The following is a 22,063-nucleotide window of genomic DNA, read 5'->3' as shown; positions in this document are numbered from 1 at the left end:
CCTCCTCACTGAAGCGACCGGAATGACGCGAATACGGCATTCAGGTCGTCCACATAGCCAGGATCGGCGCCGTCTCTTAATACGGCCACTGCGACAGCCACGCGATCACGCGGCAAGTCAATCACTGTGGCCGTGAAATTTATCCCCCGCCGATCACGGGTGCCGGTACCGCGGATAACCCGCGCTGGCAGACCTCCGATCCGGGTTGCGACTGTTTCCGAAACGATCGGATCTTTGACCAGAAACTTGTCGATATCCTGAAGGTATCGCAGGCCACCGTCGATGGATGACACACCAGATGGCGAGACAAATCCAATCCATACGTTGTCATCCGTTACCGGTTTGATCCCCATGACTCGGGCAACCGCGCGGGGATCGTTCAGCTCGGTGTCATCGACCTCACGCGGGCCGCCAGTACGAACCGACCAAAAATCTGGTACCGCAAAGCTGAACAAGGCGCGCCCTTCATCAGTATAGGTGATCGGTGTTTCGGCTTTTGCACTCCCTGCCCCGGCGCAAACAACCGCGCAGGAAAGGGTTACAGCCCTCAATAGATTAGGCATATCTGAATAACCTGTTGTTTCTATTGCTACAGCTTGAACTGTGTCAGCCGGTTTTGTCCAGCCTCTTGTTGGCGCAACAAAAAACCGCGCCGGGATCGCTCCGGGCGCGGTTCATGTCAACCAGGTTGACTGTGGTTTAGGTGCGGGCGTCGCCCACCAGCTTCCACAGGCCGGGGATCAGCAGCGCGGCCAGCGCGAGCTTGATCGCATCACCCACCAGGAATGGTGTCAGGCCCCATGCCAGGATCGGCTGGTCCCAGCCATAGAGCTGGCCCAGCCACAGCAGGCCGGGGACGTAGATCAGAACGTTGGCCAGTACCAGCGCCAGCGCCATTTTCACGACCGAACGGTCCCAGCCGCGCGCGGCCAGTGTACCCAGCATCAGGGTAGCCAGCACATATCCGACCAGATAGCCGCCAGTGCCACCCATCATGTAAGTCAGGCCGAATTTTTCAGCCGAAGAGCCCGCGAACACGTCAAAGCCCAGCGCGCCGATCAGCAGATAGCCCATCATGGTTACCAGACCCAGCCGTGCGCCATAGGCGGTGCCGATGGTCAGAACCGCAAATGTACCCATGGTGATTGGAACCGGCCACATCGGCACTTTGATCTTGGCGGCGACCGCCAAGGCAACGATGCCCAAAGCAACCAAAACCACCTGTTTGACGCGCAGCGCCGTCCCTTCACGTGGGCCAAATGCATTGGCCAATACGTTCGCATTCATGTTGTTTCTCCCTAAACGGACCGAGATTCTGCAACAGGAATGCCCTGTCAGCGCCGCATCTGCAAGATGATTACGCTACCGCAGCATGTATTCCGTATTCATTTCGTATGATTTCCGGGGGCCGGACACGGTCCAACGGACCCTCCAACAGGGCCAGCCCGAGAAATCATAGACTGCGTCATAGCTGTCCGGCGGGCAATTATGGTGATCCGCAGCCTGCGCCTGGCCCAGCTTGAGAGCGTGGAAATAACGCCCGTCATCAAAATGCACCGCAACGCTTTCGCCCTTGTCTTGCCACAGGTATCGGCGCGTTCCCATCATTTCGGGCTGGCCCGGAATGCGCAGAGTTACCGTCTCGTCATAGATCAGACCGTCTTTGGACCTGGTGAATCGCGCAGAGCCATCGGCTAAAACCACCTGCCCGGCCCGCGCATCCCGAATGGTGCGTGACAGGCTCCAGTCCCCTTCGAAGTCGGTCAGTTCGTTTGGAAAGTTCATTCGGGATAATACCCGTCTGTGATCTCGCCTGCGCCGTCAATAAATCGAATGATGACACCGCTTTGCAGAACATCATAACACGCCCAGATATCCGAAGGCGGCCAAACCGAGCAATACTGATCGCCCTGCACGGCCCACTTTCCGGTGCTGGGACGACCCGAAAAATAATGGGTCACCCCGCTTTGGTCGAATGTTTGCCAGATGCCGTCGCCATAAGTTAGTTTTTTGCCCGACAAGGCTTCGGCAATTTCATCACCCGTTAGCGGCCAGAACTCTGTCGCTGCCGCAACACCAGGCCAAAGGGATAAAATCAGGGCAAACCGTCTCATCACCGCACTCGCGCCTTGTTCCGTAGGGCGGCTGGGTTTAAACCGCGCCGCAACGACCTCTGCCAAATCATAAAAAGGTGCCGCTGCCAATGATTCCACGTTATTCCCGCCCCGACATGGTCGCCATCTGGTCGCCCGAGACGAAGTTCCGCATCTGGTACGAGATCGAGGCCCATGCCTGTGACGCCATGGCCGATCTGGGCGTGATCCCGCGTGAAAACGCCGAGGCCGTGTGGAAGGCAAAGGATGTGGAATTCGATGTGGCCCGCATTGATGAGATTGAGGCCGTCACCAAACACGATGTCATCGCTTTTCTGACCCATTTGGCCGAGCATGTCGGCAGTGATGAGGCGCGTTTCGTGCATCAGGGCATGACCAGCTCGGACGTGCTGGATACCTGTTTCAACGTTCAGCTGACCCGCGCTGCCGACATCCTGATCGCCGACCTCGAAGGTTTGCTGGCCGCTCTGAAACGCCGCGCGATCGAACATAAGGACACTGTCCGCATCGGCCGCAGCCACGGCATCCACGCCGAGCCCACCACAATGGGCCTGACATTCGCGCGCTTCTATGCCGAGATGGATCGCAACCTATCCCGCATGCGCGACGCACGGGCCGAGATTGCAACAGGTGCGATCAGCGGCGCGGTCGGCACCTTTGCCAATATCGACCCTCAGGTCGAAGAGCATGTCTGCGACAAGCTGGGACTGGTGCCCGAACCGATCAGCACGCAGGTCATCCCCCGCGACCGCCATGCCGCGTTCTTTGCCACGTTGGGCGTGATCGCCAGCAGCATCGAAAACGTTGCCATTGAAATCCGTCACATGCAGCGGACCGAGGTTCTTGAGGGGGCCGAGTTCTTCTCGATGGGGCAGAAAGGGTCGTCGGCGATGCCGCACAAGAAGAACCCTGTACTGACCGAGAACCTGACCGGGCTGGCGCGCATGGTGCGCGCGGCGGTGATCCCGGCGATGGAGAATGTGGCGCTCTGGCACGAACGCGACATCTCACACTCCTCGGTGGAACGCATGATTGGGCCGGACGCCACGATCACACTGGATTTTGCTCTGGCTCGACTGACGGGCGTGATCGACAAAATGCTGATCTTCCCCGAGAACATGATGGAGAACATGAACAAGTTCCCCGGTCTAGTGATGAGCCAGCGGGTTCTGCTGGCGCTGACGCAGGCAGGGGTCAGCCGGGAAGAGGCTTATGCTATGGTTCAACGCAACGCGTTGAAGGTCTGGGAACACCGCACAGACTTCAAAGAAGAACTTCTGGCAGATACTGACGTGACCGCCGCGTTGAGCAAGGAGGAGATCGAAGAGAAATTCGATCTCGGCTATCACACCAAACATGTCGATACGATCTTTGCCCGGGTGTTTGGCGAGTAAAATTTCGTAAAGACTCTGCAATACTGACCCGCACAAAATTTTTGTGCGGGTTTTTCTTTGCTTGATCACGGCAGGATCATTCCCGCTTTCTAACTTGTGAATAAATTCGCGCGATCAGTTGTTAGCTTTTGTATAGAACGCGCTATGCTTATTCTGAGCAGCCCTACGAACGGAGACCAATTATGCGCCTCATCCTAGCTTCGGTTATTGCAATTCAGGCCCTTACATTTGCCCCCATGGTTCATGCCGCAGGTGGCGGCGGGGGATCGACGCCGCCAAAAACAACAAACACCACCAAGAAATGTCTGTTCGGACGGGTCTATGATGAGGCCGCGGGCAAATGCGTAAAGCCCAGCAACACCAATTTCACTCAGGATCAGCTGTACCACGCCGTGCGTGAACTGGCCTATGACGGGCAGTTCAAAAACGCCCAAGGCGTGCTGCGCGTGATGGACCAGAATGACGATCGCGTCTTGACCTATTGGGGATTTACCTATCGGAAGATGGGCAAGCTGGAACTGGCCAACCTGTTCTATGAAGGTGCAATTAACGCAAATCCCGACAATATCCTGGCACGTTCCTATATGGCGCAAGGCTTTGTCGCCGAGGGCAAAACTGATCTGGCGATTGCGCAGTGGCGTGAAATCAAAGCACGTGGCGGCGAAGGAACCTGGGCAGAGGTTTCCCTGCGCGAGGCGATCCGCACCGGACTGACCTACAACTACTAAGCTTCAGCCTTTCTTTACCCGACTCTCTGTAATCTGCCTGTGGAACAGGAACTTTGGCACCGCAGGCAGATGCAGAACACAAACACATTGGTACAGGTGGCCCCGGGGGCTTCTGCCCAGCTGGCCAAAGAAAACGATGACGACCTTCGCTTGGTGGCCCGCAGCCTCAGCAGCCGACAAAAGGCGGCGGTGGTTGTACGTCTCTTGCTGAATGATGGGGCGGACATTCCGCTGGAAGAGCTCCCCGACGATTTACAGGAAAAGCTAACCCACCAACTGGGCAAAATGGGCCTTGTCGACCGGGTTACCTTGGACGCTGTTGCCGGTGAATTTGCAGATGCGCTGGACAGTGTTGGCCTGTCCTTTCCACATGGTCTGGCGGGCGCTTTGGATGTGGTGAACGGCAAAATCGCCCCGGCAACTGCGGCGCGTTTGCGTAAAGTGGCCGGCATACGCCAGATCGGCGATCCTTGGCAGCGATTGCGAGAGATCCCTACAGAAGATCTGGCCGAAATGGCGCAGGCCGAAAGCACTGAGATTGCGGCCGTGATGCTATCGAAACTTGAAACCGCCAAAGCTGCGCAACTGCTAGGGCACCTTCCCGGCCCAGTTGCTCGGCGTATTACCTATGCGGTTTCGAAAACAGCAAATGTCAGCCCAGAGGCCGTCGAGCGGATCGGATGGTCGCTGGCGGCTCAGATGGATCAGCGCCCTGCCACAGCGTTTGCCGACGGACCGGGTGCCCGCGTTGGCGCGATACTGAATCAGTCCGCTGCTTCGACCCGGGACGGCCTGCTGAGCGCATTAGAAGAAGAGGACGCCGATTTTGCCACCATAGTTCGCCAATCCATTTTCACCTTCGCCCATATCCCGTCCCGCATTCTGCCCCGTGATGTACCGGCCATTCTACGCGGTGTGGAACAACCCGTCCTGGTTACAGCGCTCGCCGGTGCAGAAACGGAAGGAGACAGGGCATCGGTTGACTACCTGTTGTCCAACATGTCGTCGCGTATGGCCGAAAACCTGCGCGAAGAAATGGATGAGGTCGGAAAAATCAAACAACCCGATGCAGAGGAGGCGATGACCCAGATCATTGGCGCCATCCGGACACTTGTCGATGAGGGAACCATCACGCTCCGGGATGATGACGGCGACGAATAAAGAGAGAAAGCGCGCCAAAATTTCTGGCCGAGCAGAAAGCTTGTGGTTACCGCGATCGGCTTGTATGTCTGACCCGGCAATTCACAACAGACGCCGAGACCTTCTGATGCCCGTTGAAAAGTCTGAACTAAGCAGGTCCGAGCTTGGCAAATACTATGTATCCGGCATGTTCCTGAAAGGCGTTATCAAAGCGTTACGGTTGCTGCCCTATGAGACACGCATTGCCACAATGGGCGCCATAGCGAGAAACCTTGCACCGTTGGTCGGGTTCTCGAAAAGAGTACGCAGCAATCTGAAACTCACCTGCCCGGACCTGACTGAATCCGAAGTGAAACGCATCTGCAAGGCCGTTCCTGACAACGCCGGGCGCGCGATCATGGAGCACTTCTCGCCCGAGGATTTCACAGAACGCCAACGCTTTGCCAAAGTCACGGGTACAGGCCTTGCTGCCTTTGATTCCGCCTTGGCAGAGGGGCGACCTGTGATGATGATCACTGCGCATTTCGGCCATTACCTGGCCGCGCGTATTGCCCTTCAAGAACGCAGCGGTCAGCCTATTGGCTGTCTCTACCGTCGAATGGCGAACCCCTACTTCAACGACATGTATGTCGATGCGTTCTACAAAACCGGCGCCCCGATGTTCGAACAAGGCCGTCGCGGGATGGTCGAAATGGTGCGGACACTCAAAAAAGGCGGGATCATCGCTATTGTGTCAGACCTGCACGCACATGGCGGGGAAGAGCTGACTTTTTTCGGCAAACCGGCCGTGACGTCGGTTTTGAATGCTGAACTGGCAATGAAATACAAAGCCGACCTGATTCCGTGCTATGCGGTGCGTCAGCCCAATGGGGTTGATTTCGAAATCATCCTGCACGAACCGGTCCCACATACGGATCCAAAGACGATGACCCAGTTCACCAATGATGACCTCGAGGCGGTTGTCCGACAGCATATGGGTCAGTGGTTCTGGATTCATCGTCGCTGGAAAACCTGGAACGGGCTAGGCGTCCAAGCCAAAGACATGCCCTGATCAGCGAACGCGTGCTGCCGCAATAATCGGCCCATGGCCAACCCCTTGCACCAACACAACGGCCGGTAAACCTGACGTCAAAGATACCTTATAGGTCTTAGGCGCTGTCCCGTCCCATTGCCCGGCTACTGTCCAGGCCTCGACCACATTGGCATAATCCAGTTCTTGTCCGGCCAACTCTCCGCGCCGGATCGAAGCATGGCGCATTGGCGTGTATTGCACCACCCGGATGTCATAGACCTGATCCGGTGGCAAGCTGATCGAGGAAACGTCAACAGTTACGTTATCTCCTGTACGCGAGGCCGAAACCGACGCCTGCGGAGCGGCCTTGGAATGGTCGCCGATCAGGTAATCCAGCTTTGCCGTATCTGCCCCTACAATATCCTGCTGACCATTCACTACCATCTGAGGCGTATAGATCACCGTACGCCCGGAATTTCCGGCATAGCTGCGCTGACGCTCAGTATGGGTGGGGTCGGCATATTCATCCTCCCATCCGATATAGTCCCAATAATCCACATGCAGCGCCAACCCGATGACGTCATCCCGATTGGCCAGATCCTGCATGATCCGGTCAGCCGGGGGGCAGGACGAACATCCCTGCGAGGTGAACAGCTCCACCACTACGGGTCCGCTTTCTGCAATGGCCGAAGTAGCCAGAAACAGGGACGCCAACGCGGTTGCGGTTGCAGATTTGAACATGTTTGCTCTCGGGTTTCATGGGGTGCATTACTGGTTTAGACGGAACGCTGATCAAGCACCAATCAAGGTTTCTTGAGACCGGTGACACAAGGTTTTCGCAAAAATGTGTGCAATGGTATACAAAAATTGCCGCACCTGGTCTGTTGGACCTTGAACCGCGCGCTTGGGTGATGCAGATAGCCCTCAGCGAATCCCATATTCCACGTCATTTGAGAGGGAGGCCACAGATGCCCATCAAAGTCGGACAGGATACCGCCAAGACACGCCGCAGCCTGAGCGTGAATGGCAAGTCCATCTCGTATTACTCGATCCCCGCCGCGCAAGAGGCCGGCCTGGGTGATTTCTCGAAACTGCCCGCCGCCCTGAAGGTGGTGTTGGAAAACATGTTGCGGTTCGAAGATGACGGATTTTCCGTCTCGGTCGACGACATCAAGGCGTTTGCCGAATGGGGCGCCAAAGGTGGCAAGAACCCCCGCGAGATCGCCTATCGCCCTGCCCGCGTGTTGATGCAGGATTTCACCGGCGTTCCGGCGGTGGTCGATCTGGCCGCCATGCGCGATGGTATCAAGGCTCTGGGCGGTGACGCGCAGAAGATCAACCCGTTGAACCCCGTTGATCTGGTCATCGACCACTCGGTCATGATTGACGAATTCGGCAACCCGCGCGCGTTCCAGATGAATGTTGACCGCGAATACGAACGCAACATGGAGCGGTATCAGTTCCTGAAATGGGGTCAGGGTGCCTTCAACAACTTCCGCGTTGTGCCCCCCGGAACCGGGATCTGTCACCAGGTAAACCTGGAATATCTGGCGCAGACAGTCTGGACCGACACGGATCAGGATGGCAACGAGGTTGCCTATCCCGACACGCTGGTCGGCACCGACAGCCACACCACCATGGTCAACGGCATGGCCGTTCTGGGCTGGGGCGTCGGCGGGATCGAGGCCGAAGCCGCTATGCTGGGTCAGCCGATCTCGATGCTGATCCCCGAAGTCGTGGGCTTTGAGCTGACCGGTGATCTGGTCGAAGGCACCACCGGAACCGATCTGGTTCTGAAGGTCGTCGAAATGCTGCGCGCAAAGGGTGTTGTGGGCAAATTCGTCGAATTTTTCGGCGAAGGTCTGGACCGTCTGCCGCTGGCCGACCGGGCAACCATCGCCAACATGGCCCCGGAATATGGCGCGACATGTGGTTTCTTCCCGATTGACGGTGAAACGCTGCGCTATCTGCGTAACACCGGCCGTGACGAAGATCGCATCGCGCTGGTCGAAGCCTATGCCAAGGAAAACGGCTTCTGGCGCGACGCAGATTACGCACCGATCTACACCGACACCCTGTCGCTGGACATGCGCACCATCGTTCCCGCGATCTCGGGCCCAAAGCGCCCCCAGGATTATGTTGCTCTGACCGGTGCCAAGGCGGCGTTCACCAGGGAAATGGCCGAGACGTTCAAGCGACCCATGGGTAAGGAAGTCGCCGTCAAAGGCGAAGACTATACCCTGGAATCGGGCAAGGTTGTGATCGCCTCGATCACCTCCTGCACCAACACCTCGAACCCGTATGTCATGATCGGCGCTGGTCTTGTGGCCCGCAAAGCCGCAGCCTTGGGTCTGAACCGTCAGCCTTGGGTCAAAACTTCGCTCGCACCGGGATCGCAGGTTGTTTCTGCTTATCTTGAGGCCGCTGGCCTGCAGGAAGATCTGGACAAGATCGGCTTCAACCTTGTCGGCTACGGCTGCACCACCTGTATCGGCAACTCGGGTCCAATCCAGAAAGAGCTCTCTGAGGCGATTGCCGAGGGCGATTTGGTAGCCACGTCGGTCTTGTCGGGTAACCGCAACTTCGAAGGCCGTATCAGTCCGGATGTTCGCGCCAACTACCTGGCCTCACCGCCACTGGTCGTGGTCTATGCGCTGGCCGGTACGATGGATATCGACCTGACCTCAGAACCGATCGGTCAGGACAAGGACGGCAATGATGTCTTCATGAAAGACATCTGGCCAACCCAGCAAGAAGTGGCGGAATTGGTCGAACAGACGGTCACCCGTGAGGCGTTCCTGTCGAAATATGCAGACGTCTTCAAAGGCGACGAGAAATGGCAAGCGGTCGATACCACCGATGCCGAAACCTATGACTGGCCACCGACCTCGACCTATATCCAGAACCCGCCCTACTTCCAGGGCATGGGGCACGAGCCCGGCACCATTTCGAACATCGAAGGCGCCAAGGTTCTGGCCATTCTGGGCGATATGGTCACCACCGACCACATCTCACCCGCTGGTTCCTTTGCGACAACCACACCCGCTGGCAAGTACCTGACCGACCGTCAGGTGCAACCGCGCGAGTTCAACTCTTACGGGTCGCGCCGTGGCAACCACGAGGTCATGATGCGCGGCACCTTTGCCAATATCCGCATTAAGAACGAGATGCTGGACGCGGTTGAAGGCGGCTATACCAAAGGCCCCGATGGCGAGCAGACCTCGATCTATGACGCGTCGATGGCCTATCAGGAACAGGGCACGCCGCTGGTTGTATTCGGTGGCGAGCAATACGGCGCCGGATCGTCGCGCGACTGGGCGGCCAAAGGCACGGCTCTGCTGGGTGTCAAAGCGGTGATCGCCGAAAGCTTTGAGCGTATCCACCGCTCGAACCTGGTTGGCATGGGCGTTGTACCGTTCGAATTCACCGGTGGCGACTCGCGCAAGACGCTGGGCTTGAAGGGTGATGAAACCGTCTCGATCCACGGTCTGGATACGATCCAGCCGCTGCAAGAGGTGCCCTGCACCATCACCTACGGTGACGGTTCTGAGAAAACCATAACCCTTAAGTGCCGCATCGATACCGCGCCCGAAATCGAATATATCGAAAACGGTGGCGTGCTGCATTACGTGCTGCGGAACCTGGCCAAGGCCGACTAAGATCTCTGAGCAATCTAAAAAGGGCGCCCGGTCGGGCGCCCTTTTTACGTTCCATTTGCGCCAGGATACTGTGCCTGGCTTTTTCACCGACCTCCCACTTGGTTCTGCCCAACCAGAGGGGCGACGGTGACAGCACCAAGATGGATGATTGTGACCAGATCATTCAGAAGACTGGTGTTTCTTCCCTCACCCTGCCGCGTTAATCGGCCTTAGCCTTTTCCAAAGCGGGCCGAATAGTTCCTTCGATGACGCGCTGGGTAATCGGCCCAGCAAAGCGCAGGATAATGGTTCCGTCGCCGTCGACCACATAGGTTTCCGGTACGCCGTAAACGCCCCAGTCCAGCGCCATGCGTCCCTGTTCATCCCGGCCGATACCCGTATAGGGATCACCAAGTTCGTTCAGGAATGCCTCGGCATTTTCCAGCTTGTCCTTATAATTGATACCGTAGACAGGAATGCCTTCATCCGACAGGGCCTGCAGGTTTGGGTGTTCTACCCGGCAAGGCGCGCACCAACTGGCCCAGTAATTCACCAGCTTGATCTGTCCATCGCGCAACGTTGCGTCGTCAAATTGTGGCTTGCCTGCAAAATCTGTTAATACAACCGGTGGCGCGGTTTGGCCCTCACGGGCCGAGGGCAAAGCGTTTGGGTCATCGCGGAACATGCCAATACCGGCAAGGACCGCAAAGGCGCCAAAGATCAGCGGGGGCGCAATCATCAGGGGCGAGATCTTAGCCATTGCGCTTTATCCTTTGTTCAACTTTTTCCAGCTCAGCCTGCGCCCTGCGGCCCCTCATCACGCTGACCAGAACCAGCGCCAGCAAAAGCCCGATGGAAACCACATAGGACCAGAGCACCGTATCGGCATATTTTCCAAGATCAGGGATCATCCATTTGCCCTTTCCCGCGCCAGCAGAGTCTTGGTCCGACGCGTGCGAATTTCAGTACCCGTGCGGTAAAGTACCAAGGCGATGAACAACAACACGAACCCGACAATGCAGAGCAGCAGAGGATAGAAATAGATATTGCTGACCTTCTCTTCGGTATCCGCTCCAGTCACGGCACCAGCCCGCAGGACAGAAGCGCCCTGATGCAGCCCCTGATTCCAGAAATTCACCGCATAACGGCTGAGGATAGCAAAGACCGACCCCACCAGACACAGGATCGAGGTCAGATCGGCAGCCGTATCAGGGTCTTCGATCGCCTCCCACAAGGCGACATAGCCCAAATAGAAGAGGAACAGGATCAGGAATGAGGTCAGACGTGGATCCCAGGCCCACCAGGTGCCCCACATAGGCTGCCCCCAAATCGCCCCGGTTGCCAACGCAATCAATGTCATCACGATGCCCACAGGTGCGGCCGCGCGCGCAGCCAGCGCACTGACATGATGACGGCGAACCAGCCAAACCAGAGAGGTCGCCAGCATCATAAGCCAGCAGTTAATCGCCATCAGTGCGGCGGGCACATGCAGGTAAATGATCTTGACGGTCGATCCCTGCTTGTAATCATCGGGTGTGAAGAAAAATCCCCACACCAGACCAATGACGATGCAAACCAAAGCCGCGCCCCAGAAGAACGGCATCACCCGTTCACTGGTGGCAAGAAACTTGCGCGGATTGGCATATTCCCAGAGGGTATTGGCTTTGGCTGCGATAGACATGGGCCTTATCTAGTCCGAGTCGGGTTCATTCTCAATTGACATCCGTCAAAGTTACACTGTGTCACCGTAGGTTAATGCGCAACACGGCGGCGCTGGCAAAAGGTAACAGGGCAATCGTCGCCGCAGTGATCCCAGCCAGCATCAACAAGGGTGTCTGCGTTTCCATTCCGGTTGCGCCGCGGCGCGCGACCTCGGCCCCGAAGATCAATGTCGGTACATAAAGAGGCAGCACAAGAAGCGACAGCAGCAATCCGCCGCGTTTCAAGCCGACCGTAAGAGCGGCACCAAAGGTTCCGATGACGCTCATCGCGGGCGTGCCAATCAAAAGTGAGACGACAAGCCAGAAAAAGCCGGGCAAAGGCAAATTAAGCAGAACGCCCAGGAAGGGCGCGGCCAGAACCAGTGGCAAGCCCGTAGTCAGCCAATGCGCCAAAGACTTGATCGTTACGACCGCTTCTAACGGCAGGGGCGCCGTCGCCAATAGGTCGAGCGAGCCGTCCTCCCAATCCAGCGCAAGCAGCCGGTCAAGTGACAGAAGGCAGGCCAAAAGTGCCCCCAGCCATAGCACGCCAGGTGCAATCGTGGACAACAACGCGGATTGCGGGCCAACTGAAAAAGGCACCAGCACGGTGACGATAAGAAAAAACGCCAGGCCAAGGCCAAACCCTCCGCCCGCACGGAAGGCCAGATTCAAATCACGTAAAAGCAGGGCGATCACAGGAAACCTCCGTCGAGATCATCGACAGGTTTCGGTTTAGCCTTGTAGGGCCCCACATCCAGGACCTCTCCGTCCAGACCAAGGTCGATATGGGTGGCAATCAAGGCAGACCCACCCTGCCCCAGATGCGCGCGCACCGCGTCTGCAAACATCTGCACTGCATTCTTATCCAGCGACACAGTGGGCTCATCCAACATCCAGATGGGTCGTTCGGTGACCAACATCCGCGCCAACCCCAATCGACGTTTCTGGCCTGCCGACAGATTGCCGGCATGGCGATCCGACAGCTCAGTCAAAGCAAACGCGTCCAAGGCCGGTTGAATGCTGTGACTGCCGAAGACCTGCGCCCAGAACGACAGGTTTTCCACCACGGTCAGAGTCGGCTTGAGTCCGTCGGAATGTGAGGCATAGGCGATCCGGTCCTCAGCCCCGTCGATCTGCCCCTCAAGCGGAGGCTGCAGGCCTGCCAGCGTTCGCAGCAGCGTTGTTTTACCGATCCCGTTCGGCCCGCGTAGGATAAGCGCCTTTCCGGGCTCCAGCGAAAAGCTGAGATTTTCCAGCACAGGAACGCCCCCTCGGGCGATCGACAGGTCGGTCACGGTCAATGTCATGAATCCCGCTTATCCTATTGCCGTCAGAGGCAAAAGGCGGGATTTGCCGCAGCATACCGACAGCAACGTATTTGGGTGGCATCTAAGCGCAAGGACAGAGGAAAAGAATCCGATCAGACCGGTAGCAGCGCCAGCGCAATACGGCGCCCTTCGGATAACAGGATATTGTATGTGCGGCACGCGGACGGAGAGTTCATGATCTCAACCCCGATCCCCGAATCTTCCAAGGCGGCGCGCAGATCAGAAGGAATATGGGCCAGCTCAGCGCCGGTTCCAATAAACAGCACATCGACCTGACCCGCCAATTTCAACAGACCATCCCTGTCGTCGTACCCGCCCCATTTCGCTGATCCTGACGGGCCGGTCAGTACCGACCCGTCATAGACCTGACCACCGATGCGGAAAAACCCAGGACCATATCCGTCAACAGGGGCCGCATTGTCATAAGAGATTTCATTCATACGCATAGGAGGCATCTAGCCCCAAAGCGGTAAGCCCGACAAGGCTGCAAGCGCTATCGCCAGATACGCAGCGGCACGATACAGCTTTTCCCGCTCGGGCCGGAACATCCAACCACCCAGCCAATTACCAGCCAGGTTGGGGACCGCCAGAACCAGACCCAATATCACAGCAGGCAGCGTGATACGGTCCATGCCAGTCAGGTACCCGAGCAGCAGAAAATCAAAGGCGAACAGGTATAACAGGATCGTCGCACGGATCACGGCCACGGGCAGAGGTCGAGACATATAGAACAAGATAACGGCCGGTCCGGGCAGGCCCGCGACACCGCCCAAAAACCCACCAGCGCCTCCTATTCCCAAAACCATTTTGCGACTGACATGACCGTGATAGCGCAGACCGAACACCAGAATAGCCAGCATAAGAAACGCCAACAGGCTAACGGTATAGCGAAATACATGTGGATCGACCGTGGTCAGCAACCACAGCCCCAATGGCAGAGCGAGTGCGCACCCTCCCACCAGACGGACCAGATCACCCCTGTCGACCTCGCGCCAGGCCCGGCGAAGGTTGGGCAGCGGGCCCAGTATATCCATGATTGTCAGGCAGGTCAGCGCCTTGAAAGGATCAAGGAATGGGGTTGCGATTGGCAGGAATATCAGGGCGGTCCCAAATCCGGAAAAGCCGCGCACTACACCGCCAAGAAAGGCAGCAAAAACTATGATGGCCAGCCCTGTGGGGGACTGGCCAAAATACTCAGGCATCGATGTTGGCAAACTGGTTGCCAGAAGTGTTTGATGGCTTGGACCAGTCGCGCTTGACGCCCAGCCACAACAGGATGGTTGAGGCCACAAAGACGGACGAATAGGTACCTACGATCACACCCCAAATCATAGCAAAGACAAACCCGCGGATCACATCCCCGCCCAGAACATAGAGCGAAATCAACGCCAGCAAGGTGGTGACAGAGGTCATGACTGTCCGGCTGAGCGTTTCGTTGATCGAAATGTTCAGAACCTCCTTTAGGTCCTTTTTCTTGTATTTCCGCAAGTTCTCGCGCACCCGGTCGAACACGACCACCGTATCATTCAACGAATAGCCCACGATGGTCAGCAGCGCAGCGATGATCGCCAGATCAAAGCGGATCTGCAGTTCGGAAAAGATGCCGATAGTCAGGATGACGTCATGCACCAGCGCAGCGACAGCCCCCAGCGCAAACTGCCATTCAAACCGCAGCCAGATGTAGACAAGCACCGCCCCAATGGCGAGCACCACCGCGATTACGGCGGTCTGGATAAGCTCTCCCGAGACTTTGGGTCCTACAGATTCGACGCTTTCGAAGGGCAGCTTCAACCCGGGGTCCGCTGCGGCAAGAGCTTCGCCAATTTGTTCAATCGTGGCCGCATTGACAGCCTCAGCATCATCCTGCGCCTGAATGCGGATCATCGCGACGTGTTGATCTGGCCCGAAGCTCGGATCGAAAATCTCGGTGATCGTCACGTCGCCAAGTCCAAGCGGCGCAATAGCGTCACGATATGTGCCGACATCGATTTCCTGCGCGCTTTGGGTCCGAATGGTGGTCCCTCCACGGAAATCAATGCCGAAATTCAGGCCCTGCAGCATGAATGACGTAAACGCGACAATCATCATCAAGGCCGAGATACCCAGCCAGATCTTCCAGCGACTGAAGAAATCGAACGAGGTATTCTGGGGTACGAGTTTCAGTCTCATGTCAAACCTCGATCGTTTTCGGACGGCGGCGTTCGAACCAAATCACGATCATCAGGCGCGTCACGAAGATCGCGGTGAAGACCGAGGTCAGAATACCCAGACCCAAAGTGATTGCGAACCCGCGCACTGGCCCGCTGCCCATGGCAAACAGGATTACAGCGGTAATGAAGGTGGTCACGTTGGCGTCCAGAATGGCCGACAGCGCTTTTTCATAACCCAGCTCAATCGCGCGGGCAGGACCTTTGGCAGATTTCAGTTCCTCTCGGATACGCTCGAAGATCAGTACGTTGGCATCCACCGCCATACCTACCGTCAGAACGATCCCCGCGATCCCAGGCAGGGTCAACGTCGCCCCAATCAGGGAAAGCAGACCAAACAACAGGCCAACGTTGATGATCAGCGCAATATTGGCGAAGAAACCAAACAGGCCATAGCTGAGCGCCATGAATGTCAGCACCGCGACAAAGGCCACGATGGTAGCCACCTTACCCGCGTCGATACTGTCCTGGCCCAGCTCGGGGCCGATGGTTCTTTCTTCCAGAAACTCCAGCCCGGCGGGCAGTGCCCCTGCGCGCAACAGGACAGCCAGATTTGTACTTTCCTCGACGGTGAAATTACCGGTGATGATACCAGACCCGCCGGGGATATGACTTTGGATCACCGGGGCTGAGATCACTTCGTCATCCAGAACGATGGCGAAGGGTGCCCCGATGTTTTCCAGCGTGTAATCACCAAATTTACGCGCGCCAGAGGTGTTAAAGCGGAAACTCACCGCCGGGCGGCCATTCTGGTCAAACGCGGGCTGCGCATCGACCAGTTCCTCGCCCGTTACAACCGGCGCGGCATCCAACGTGTAATAGACGCCATTTTCGTCAATCGACGGCACCACCTCTTCGCCAACGCCCGCTATCGCATCGGGGTCGGTTCCGCGCCCAACGACGGGGTTAAAGGTCAGTTGCGCGGTCGTGCCGATGATCTCTTTCAACTCTCCTGCGCTGCCGATACCTGGCACCTGGATTAGAATACGGTCGGTGCCTTGCCTTTGGATGGTCGGCTCGCGGGTGCCCACCTCGTCAATCCGGCGGCGAATGATTTCCAGCGATTGACGCACGGTGCGGTCGTCTGAGGCCAGCTTCTCGGCCTCAGAAAGTTGTACAATGATCGTATCACCTTCGGCGCGGGCCTCGATATCCGTGGCCCCTACACCGCTGAGGGTCTGCACCTGACGGGCCAGACCTCGGACAACCTCCAGCGCGCGGGACATGCCCTCGGGCTGACTGATGCGAAGGCGAATCTCATCAGGCGCCGAGTCCTGGCGACGGATGGTGCCCACAGTGGCACGTTCATCCCGCAGCGCATCCCGGATTTCCGGCCACATCGCATCCATGCGGGATTCGTAGACGTCACCCACCCGAACTTCGGCCAAAAGATGCGCGCCTCCACGCAGATCCAGCCCTAGATTGACCAGCGAAGACGGCAGCCAGTTCGGCCATTGCGCCGCCTCGGCCTGCATTTCAGGAGTGTCGACGCCAAGCTCAATCGCCGCCTTGGCGTCATTGGATTGTTCAACGCGCGTATAAAACGCATTCGGCAGGGCCATCAGCAAGCCAGTCACGCAGACCAGCCAGATCAGAACCCGCTTCCAGGTATCAATTTGCAGCATTACCCTGCCTTTTCAAGGGATTATATCGCGAAGTTACTTCGCCGGCTCAGTCTTGTTCAGAACCTGCGAAATGGTCGATTTAACCACGCGGACTTTGACTCCCTCGGCGATTTCGACTTCGATCTCGTTGTCGCCTTCTTTGACCTTGGCCACTTTACCAATCAGCCCACCCTGGGTAACGACCTGATCGCCCCGGCGCACGGCCTCGACCATGGCTTGATGTTCCTTCATTTTCTTCTGCTGTGGACGGATCAGCAGGAAATACATGATCGCAAAAATCAGGATCAGCGGGAGAAACTGGGCGATTGCGCCACCTTCCATGGGATATTCCTTTTGGTTTGGTACTGCGAAAATGCTCCGCAAATTTTGCGAGAACCTATTCTCTGAACCACCTGTTTGCAAGGAATGGCAGCACAGGTTTTTACAATGATTGTCTCATAATGATCAAAGAAATACACCGGGGTCGCAGATCGGTCCTTTGATCCGGGCTCGGCTGGGATATAGTTGGCCGGCAGGAGGACCGATGATTCAATTAATCCAAACGCTTGGCACGCTTTCGCGCATCTGGTTCACGCTTGTCTGGATTATGTTCAGCACAGCGATGGCGCTAGCACAGGATGCGCCAATCGAAACGCCTGAAACCTCTGAACAATCAGAGAATTTCAAAGCGCCGGTCATCATCGACGGCGAAAGCCTGTTTTTCCTGCGCGGATCCAGCGCCCTGCCCGCGCCCGAACGGGCCGAGACCGTTCAGAACAACATTATCCAAGTGGCCCTGTCCTCGGAAAATCCCGAAGTTACTGTCACTTATGAGGATACGGAACTGGGCACGCGTATTCTGGTTGATGGCGTGCCGGTATCGACGGTCACCGTCGCCGATGCCGAAATGGACCAGATGGAGCTGGACGTCATCACCTATCTCCATGGCTCGGCCATCCATGATGCGATTGTCGCTTACCGCGCAAACCGAACCGAACAGGCGCGTGTATCCGGCGCGCTTGAGGCTTTGGGCTGGACGCTGGGGTTTGCCGTATTCATCGCCATTATTCTGTGGCTGCACCGGCGCATCAGACGTCGTACCCTGAAATTCGTATCGCGCCATCTGAAGGACGTGGAAACGGCAACAGCCAAAAGCGTTCAAGCCGAAGCCATTGCAGCCCTCGTCAGTTACGGTCTGAACTTCATATTGCTGGTCGTCTTCTTTCTGGGCTTTTACTACTACCTGTCTTTTGTTCTGCTTTCCTTTGCCGAAACCCGGTATTTCGCTCAGCTGTTGCTGACCTATCTGACCGAACCGGTTCTGCTGATCTTCAAAGGAGTGGTCAGCTATATCCCCAACCTTATCATGCTGGCGCTGATCGCCTGGTTGGCGATGTATATCATCAAAGGGATGCGCGTGTTCTTTGACGCGGTCGAGGCCGGCACATTCGAACTGGGCGATTTTGAAAGCCATTGGGTAAACCCGACATTCAACATTGCCCGCGTTTTGGTCATCCTGATCGCATTGGTGTTTGCAGTACCCTATATCCCAGGCTCGGATTCCGCAGCGTTTCAGGGGCTGACTATTCTGGTGGGTGCGATGCTATCGCTTGGCGCGAATTCGGTGGTCTCCAACATGCTGGCTGGGCTGTTTGTGATCTACCGCCGCTCAACCTCGATCGGCGATCGCATCCAGATTGGCGACCACATCGGCGACGTTGTACGGATCAAGCTGATGGAGACCCACCTGAAGTCTATCAAGAACGAGTTGATCTCGATCCCAAATGCGCAGTTGATGAATTCGGATGTGATCAATTTTTCAAAGAAAACAGATGGTAGCGGGCTGTTGCTGCATACGACTGTTGGTATCGGCTATGAGGAGCCCACGGAGAAGGTCGAAGCGATGCTGATCGAAGCCGCGCGCCGAACAAAGGCAATCAAGGCAAAGCCAGAACCATTCGTTTTGTGGACCGCTCTGGCCGACTATGCGATCAATTATCAGATCAACGGCTATACTACGCGGGGCAGCATCATCCCGAAAATTCGGTCAGACCTGCATCGCAATATTGTGGCTGTGTTCAATGAGAACAATGTGCAGATTATGACCCCGTCTTACATCGCCGATCCACCCGAGCCGAAAATCCCCACTGAAGGCTGGGATGGCCATCTGGCACATGAAGCACACGAGGGAACGGATAAGTCGTAACCGGTGCTACACCCTGCCTTTCATATGGTGCATAAGCAGGTTCAGTGATTCACGCATTTAAGGACCTGAACCATGCACGACATCCGCGCCATACGCGAAAACCCAGCCGCTTTCGACGCCGCCCTAGCGCGCCGTGGGGACGCGCCGGTGTCGTCGGACCTGTTGCGCCTGGACGAAAGCCGCCGTGCCAAGATTCTGGCCGCCGAAACCGCTCAGGCCGAGCAGAACAAAGCCTCCAAAGAGGTGGGCGCGGCCAAGGGGCGTGGCGATGAGGCCGAGTTCGGGCGTCTGCGCGCACTGGTCGCCGAGAAAAAGGCCGAGATCGCCCAGATGCAGACCGAGGCCAAGGATCTGGACGCCCTTCTGACCGATCAACTGATCCGCATCGCCAACCTGCCCGCCGAAGATGTTCCCGAAGGTGCGGATGAAAACGACAATGTCGAAGTCAACCGCTGGGGCACTCCGCCCACGCTGGATTTTGCGCCCAAAGAGCATTTTGAGATCGAAGCCGTCCAGACCGGTATGGATTTTGAGACAGCCGCGAAACTGTCCGGCTCGCGTTTTGTGCTGCTGTCCGGTGGCGTAGCCCGCATTCACCGCGCATTGGCGCAGTTCATGCTGGACACACATATCAACGAAAACGAACTAACCGAGGTCAACGGCCCGGTTCTGGTTCTGTCCGAAATGATGCAGGGCACCGGGCAACTGCCGAAGTTTGGCGAGGACAGCTATCAGACCCGTGAAGGCTGGTGGCTGATCCCAACCTCCGAAGTGTCGCTGACCAATATCGTCAATGAAACGCTGATCGAAGAAAGCTATCTGCCTCGCCGCTATACCGCGCATTCCCTGTGCTTCCGGTCCGAGGCTGGCAGCGCTGGCAGAGACACCCGTGGGATGCTGCGCCAGCACCAGTTCGAAAAGGTCGAGATGGTCTCGGTCACCCATCCGGACAAATCGGATAAGGAACAAAAGCGCATGTTACGCTGCGCCGAAGGTATTCTGGAAAAATTGGGCATACCCTATCGCACCGTGATCCTGTGTACGGGCGACATGGGCTTTGGCGCGCGCCGTACCTATGACATCGAGGCATGGTTGCCCGGACAGGATACCTATCGCGAGATCAGCTCGGTCTCGACTTGTGGTGATTTTCAGGCCCGCCGCATGAACGCGCGGTTCCGCCCCGAAGCGGGTGGCAAACCGGAATACGTCCATACACTGAACGGCTCCGGCCTGGCTGTCGGTCGTTGCTTGATCGCCGTGCTGGAAAATGGTCAGAACGCCGATGGTACTGTGACCTTGCCCAAGGTTCTGGCCCCCTATCTTGGCGGTAAACTGACCTTGCAGCGGGACGGCACGCTGGCATAAGAAAACCGGCGCTAACCAACTGCGCCGGTCCTGAGAAAATCAAAAGGTGGAGGAGGTCTACTTCTTCGCCTTTTTCTTATCTTTTTTCTTACTCTTCTTCTTGCCCACTTTCTCTTTGGCGTCCTGTTTTTGATCTTTTTTCTTGTCGTCCTTTTTGGACTTTTTATCCTTTTTGGCTTTGGCTTTCACCTTGTCCTTTGCCTTTGAGAATGCGGCCTCCATTTCCAGCAGCTTTTTAGCAGCTTTCTCAGCCTTGGCTTTTGCCTTGGCCTTTTTTCGCGCTTTGGCTTCAGCAGCGGCTTTCTCTTCAGCAGCCTTCTGGGCGGTTTCCTCAGCCCGCTTCCGGGAGGCAGCAGTAACGCCCTTCCGAGCAGCTGGGCGCTTGGTTGCTGCGCGCGCAGTCGTGGTTTTGGCTGAAACGGCTGCTTTCGCCGCCGCAATAAGAACCGGTGCCCGTGCCACACCAATGCGGGGAACTTTGACGAGCTCTGCGGGTTTCGCGCTCGCAAGGTCTTCTGCGGTCTTGAAGCCATTGGCAATCAACGCTTGCCCAAGCGCCTCGCCTACACCCTTTACATCGGTCACTGCGGTCATCAGAGTTCCTTTCCTTCTCACATCGGGCCGGAATACCGGCTAGCTGCTACGGGCCAGCCCCCGGGATTGATCCTTAGGAGGGAAAGGTACAAGCCGTTTGGTGTCCTCATCCCAAAGTTTCAGATTCAAAGCCGCTACCGCCTCGGGGAATTTGATCCGGCGCGGCGAATACTCGGACGGGAGGTTATAGTGGCATTCCCGCAGCCGGTAAGAGGGGATGCGCGCGTTGAAGTGGTGTATATCGTGCAATGTGATGCAGGCCACCGCATTATCAAACCACCAGCCGAAATCCAGCGCCGACGACCCCTGCAGCGCAGCCAATTTCGGATCCAGATCTGGGCGACGGTCCCAGTATGTGTCTTCGAAATTATGCTGAAGATAGACTAGGAAAACTCCCAGCATCCCGCCAAGGAAGGAAAAGGCCACCCAAACCAATATACCGGTCGCACCGGCGATCAGATACAGCAGGCCCAGGAAAATCAGGATCGACAGGTTGTGCAGCAGCACGCCTTTGACGCCGAACCGCACCGTATTCTTGGGCCAGCGGTAGCGAATGAAATAAGTAAACAGTGCTCCGACCGGTACTAGGACAAACGGGTTGCGGTATAGGCGATAATACAGCCGCGACCACCAGTTCGCCGCATTCCATTCCCTCACGGTCATGGTATGAATTTCGCCGGTCTCACGATGTTCCAGATTGCCGATGCCGGAGTGATGCAGGTTGTGATTTTGCTTCATCACTTCGAATGGAGCGAAAGTGAACGGGGACAGCCCATGCCCTGCCCATTCATTCTGTGCACGCGTTTCAAATAGCGAATGATGGCCGCAATCGTGCTGCAGCACGTAAAGGCGAACAGCGGAAAACGCGAAAACCACCCCGGCAGGCATCATGACATACCAGCGGTCCACATAGATGATGGCTAATGCCAACGATGAGAAATAAACCGCGAAAGTCCCAAAGTAGCTGATCGCGGCCAATCCATTGTCCTGAACCGCGTATTGACGTGTGTATTCTCTCAAATCCATTCCG

Annotated in this window: 24 protein-coding genes; 7 read left to right on the top strand and 17 right to left on the bottom strand. The window is 56.8% G+C overall.

What is annotated here, in order from left to right; all coding sequences use genetic code 11:
- Window positions 1-5 precede the first annotated feature (5 nt).
- From AC2FIZ_RS00990 to AC2FIZ_RS00975, 4 genes are all read right to left on the bottom strand, one after another.
- Entirely contained in the window at window positions 6-563 is a 558-nt protein-coding gene (locus tag AC2FIZ_RS00990; protein ID WP_246097122.1) for a hypothetical protein, read from the bottom strand.
- A gap of 136 nt (window positions 564-699) precedes the next feature.
- A complete protein-coding gene (locus tag AC2FIZ_RS00985; RefSeq protein ID WP_142633110.1) occupies window positions 700-1,287 on the bottom strand; it encodes a biotin transporter BioY in 588 nt (195 codons plus the stop codon).
- A 75-nt stretch (window positions 1,288-1,362) separates the two neighbouring features.
- Complete coding sequence (locus AC2FIZ_RS00980; RefSeq protein WP_281994447.1) at window positions 1,363-1,785, bottom strand: DUF6314 family protein; 423 nt, start codon at window positions 1,783-1,785, stop codon at window positions 1,363-1,365.
- On the bottom strand, window positions 1,782-2,114 hold the full coding sequence (locus AC2FIZ_RS00975) for a hypothetical protein (protein ID WP_281994446.1): 333 nt from the start codon (window positions 2,112-2,114) through the stop codon (window positions 1,782-1,784). Before AC2FIZ_RS00975 ends, AC2FIZ_RS00980 begins: the two co-directional genes overlap by 4 nt.
- Before the next feature lie 89 nt (window positions 2,115-2,203).
- Here AC2FIZ_RS00975 and purB point away from each other — a divergent pair, with 89 nt between their 5' ends.
- From purB to AC2FIZ_RS00955, 4 genes are all read left to right on the top strand, one after another.
- The gene (purB, locus tag AC2FIZ_RS00970; protein ID WP_281994445.1) at window positions 2,204-3,508 is read left to right on the top strand and encodes an adenylosuccinate lyase; all 1,305 of its coding nucleotides are present in this window, start codon (window positions 2,204-2,206) and stop codon (window positions 3,506-3,508) included.
- 182 nt (window positions 3,509-3,690) lie between these two features.
- Window positions 3,691-4,236, top strand: coding sequence for a tetratricopeptide repeat protein (locus AC2FIZ_RS00965; protein WP_281971903.1), 546 nt, complete (start codon window positions 3,691-3,693; stop codon window positions 4,234-4,236).
- 69 nt (window positions 4,237-4,305) lie between these two features.
- Window positions 4,306-5,397, top strand: a complete 1,092-nt coding sequence (locus AC2FIZ_RS00960) for a flagellar motor switch protein FliG (protein ID WP_281994443.1) — start codon at window positions 4,306-4,308, stop codon at window positions 5,395-5,397.
- Between the two features lie 106 nt (window positions 5,398-5,503).
- Complete coding sequence (locus AC2FIZ_RS00955; protein ID WP_496688476.1) at window positions 5,504-6,427, top strand: lysophospholipid acyltransferase family protein; 924 nt, start codon at window positions 5,504-5,506, stop codon at window positions 6,425-6,427.
- Here AC2FIZ_RS00955 and AC2FIZ_RS00950 read toward each other — a convergent pair whose 3' ends face one another.
- Window positions 6,428-7,129 carry a DUF1223 domain-containing protein gene (locus tag AC2FIZ_RS00950; protein ID WP_496688478.1) on the bottom strand — a complete coding sequence of 234 codons (702 nt, stop codon included), beginning with the start codon at window positions 7,127-7,129 and terminating at the stop codon, window positions 6,428-6,430.
- A 227-nt stretch (window positions 7,130-7,356) separates the two neighbouring features.
- Between AC2FIZ_RS00950 and acnA the strand changes: the two genes are divergently transcribed.
- Window positions 7,357-10,047, top strand: coding sequence for an aconitate hydratase AcnA (gene acnA, locus AC2FIZ_RS00945; RefSeq protein WP_496790454.1), 2,691 nt, complete (start codon window positions 7,357-7,359; stop codon window positions 10,045-10,047).
- Window positions 10,048-10,246: 199 nt separating this feature from the next.
- Here the strand turns inward: acnA and AC2FIZ_RS00940 are convergent, their stop codons facing one another.
- The 10 genes from AC2FIZ_RS00940 to yajC all read right to left on the bottom strand — a co-directional run bounded on the left by AC2FIZ_RS00940 (window position 10,247) and on the right by yajC (window position 17,210).
- Complete coding sequence (locus AC2FIZ_RS00940; protein WP_142633094.1) at window positions 10,247-10,786, bottom strand: DsbE family thiol:disulfide interchange protein; 540 nt, start codon at window positions 10,784-10,786, stop codon at window positions 10,247-10,249.
- A complete protein-coding gene (ccmD, locus tag AC2FIZ_RS00935) occupies window positions 10,779-10,937 on the bottom strand; it encodes a heme exporter protein CcmD (RefSeq protein ID WP_281971899.1) in 159 nt (52 codons plus the stop codon). Before ccmD ends, AC2FIZ_RS00940 begins: the two co-directional genes overlap by 8 nt.
- Window positions 10,934-11,707 carry a heme ABC transporter permease gene (locus AC2FIZ_RS00930; protein WP_142633092.1) on the bottom strand — a complete coding sequence of 258 codons (774 nt, stop codon included), beginning with the start codon at window positions 11,705-11,707 and terminating at the stop codon, window positions 10,934-10,936. The genes ccmD and AC2FIZ_RS00930 overlap by 4 nt, the downstream gene beginning before the upstream one ends.
- A 61-nt stretch (window positions 11,708-11,768) precedes the next feature.
- Window positions 11,769-12,425: a heme exporter protein CcmB gene (gene ccmB, locus AC2FIZ_RS00925; protein WP_496790452.1), complete on the bottom strand. Its 657-nt coding sequence runs from the start codon at window positions 12,423-12,425 to the stop codon at window positions 11,769-11,771.
- On the bottom strand, window positions 12,422-13,036 hold the full coding sequence (gene ccmA, locus AC2FIZ_RS00920) for a heme ABC exporter ATP-binding protein CcmA (RefSeq protein WP_142633088.1): 615 nt from the start codon (window positions 13,034-13,036) through the stop codon (window positions 12,422-12,424). Before ccmA ends, ccmB begins: the two co-directional genes overlap by 4 nt.
- 113 nt (window positions 13,037-13,149) lie before the next feature.
- The gene (locus AC2FIZ_RS00915; protein WP_281972390.1) at window positions 13,150-13,503 is read right to left on the bottom strand and encodes an Mth938-like domain-containing protein; all 354 of its coding nucleotides are present in this window, start codon (window positions 13,501-13,503) and stop codon (window positions 13,150-13,152) included.
- A gap of 9 nt (window positions 13,504-13,512) precedes the next feature.
- The gene (locus tag AC2FIZ_RS00910) at window positions 13,513-14,259 is read right to left on the bottom strand and encodes a sulfite exporter TauE/SafE family protein (protein WP_271947703.1); all 747 of its coding nucleotides are present in this window, start codon (window positions 14,257-14,259) and stop codon (window positions 13,513-13,515) included.
- Entirely contained in the window at window positions 14,252-15,226 is a 975-nt protein-coding gene (gene secF, locus AC2FIZ_RS00905; protein WP_142633084.1) for a protein translocase subunit SecF, read from the bottom strand. The genes AC2FIZ_RS00910 and secF overlap by 8 nt, the downstream gene beginning before the upstream one ends.
- A 1-nt stretch (window position 15,227) precedes the next feature.
- Window positions 15,228-16,889 (bottom strand): protein translocase subunit SecD, encoded by a 1,662-nt coding sequence (secD, locus tag AC2FIZ_RS00900; RefSeq protein ID WP_281994439.1) that lies wholly within the window; start codon window positions 16,887-16,889, stop codon window positions 15,228-15,230.
- A 33-nt stretch (window positions 16,890-16,922) separates the two neighbouring features.
- Complete coding sequence (yajC, locus tag AC2FIZ_RS00895) at window positions 16,923-17,210, bottom strand: preprotein translocase subunit YajC (protein WP_142633080.1); 288 nt, start codon at window positions 17,208-17,210, stop codon at window positions 16,923-16,925.
- Between the two features lie 202 nt (window positions 17,211-17,412).
- Here yajC and AC2FIZ_RS00890 point away from each other — a divergent pair, with 202 nt between their 5' ends.
- Both AC2FIZ_RS00890 and serS read left to right on the top strand, forming a co-directional pair.
- A complete protein-coding gene (locus tag AC2FIZ_RS00890; RefSeq protein ID WP_142633078.1) occupies window positions 17,413-19,074 on the top strand; it encodes a mechanosensitive ion channel family protein in 1,662 nt (553 codons plus the stop codon).
- Between the two features lie 72 nt (window positions 19,075-19,146).
- Window positions 19,147-20,439, top strand: coding sequence for a serine--tRNA ligase (serS, locus tag AC2FIZ_RS00885; RefSeq protein ID WP_496790450.1), 1,293 nt, complete (start codon window positions 19,147-19,149; stop codon window positions 20,437-20,439).
- A 57-nt stretch (window positions 20,440-20,496) separates the two neighbouring features.
- On the opposite strand, the gene AC2FIZ_RS00880 is transcribed toward serS, so the two are convergent.
- Together AC2FIZ_RS00880 and AC2FIZ_RS00875 are read right to left on the bottom strand one after the other, a co-directional pair.
- Window positions 20,497-21,033 (bottom strand): helix-hairpin-helix domain-containing protein, encoded by a 537-nt coding sequence (locus tag AC2FIZ_RS00880; RefSeq protein ID WP_496790448.1) that lies wholly within the window; start codon window positions 21,031-21,033, stop codon window positions 20,497-20,499.
- 39 nt (window positions 21,034-21,072) lie between these two features.
- Window positions 21,073-22,059, bottom strand: coding sequence for a fatty acid desaturase (locus tag AC2FIZ_RS00875; RefSeq protein WP_282021839.1), 987 nt, complete (start codon window positions 22,057-22,059; stop codon window positions 21,073-21,075).
- Window positions 22,060-22,063 lie beyond the last annotated feature (4 nt).

Source organism: Ruegeria sp. CDSB022 (genome assembly GCF_059611145.1).
The sequence above is the reverse complement of the archived record's forward strand: the minus strand, read 5'-3'. Positions and strand labels throughout refer to the sequence as shown.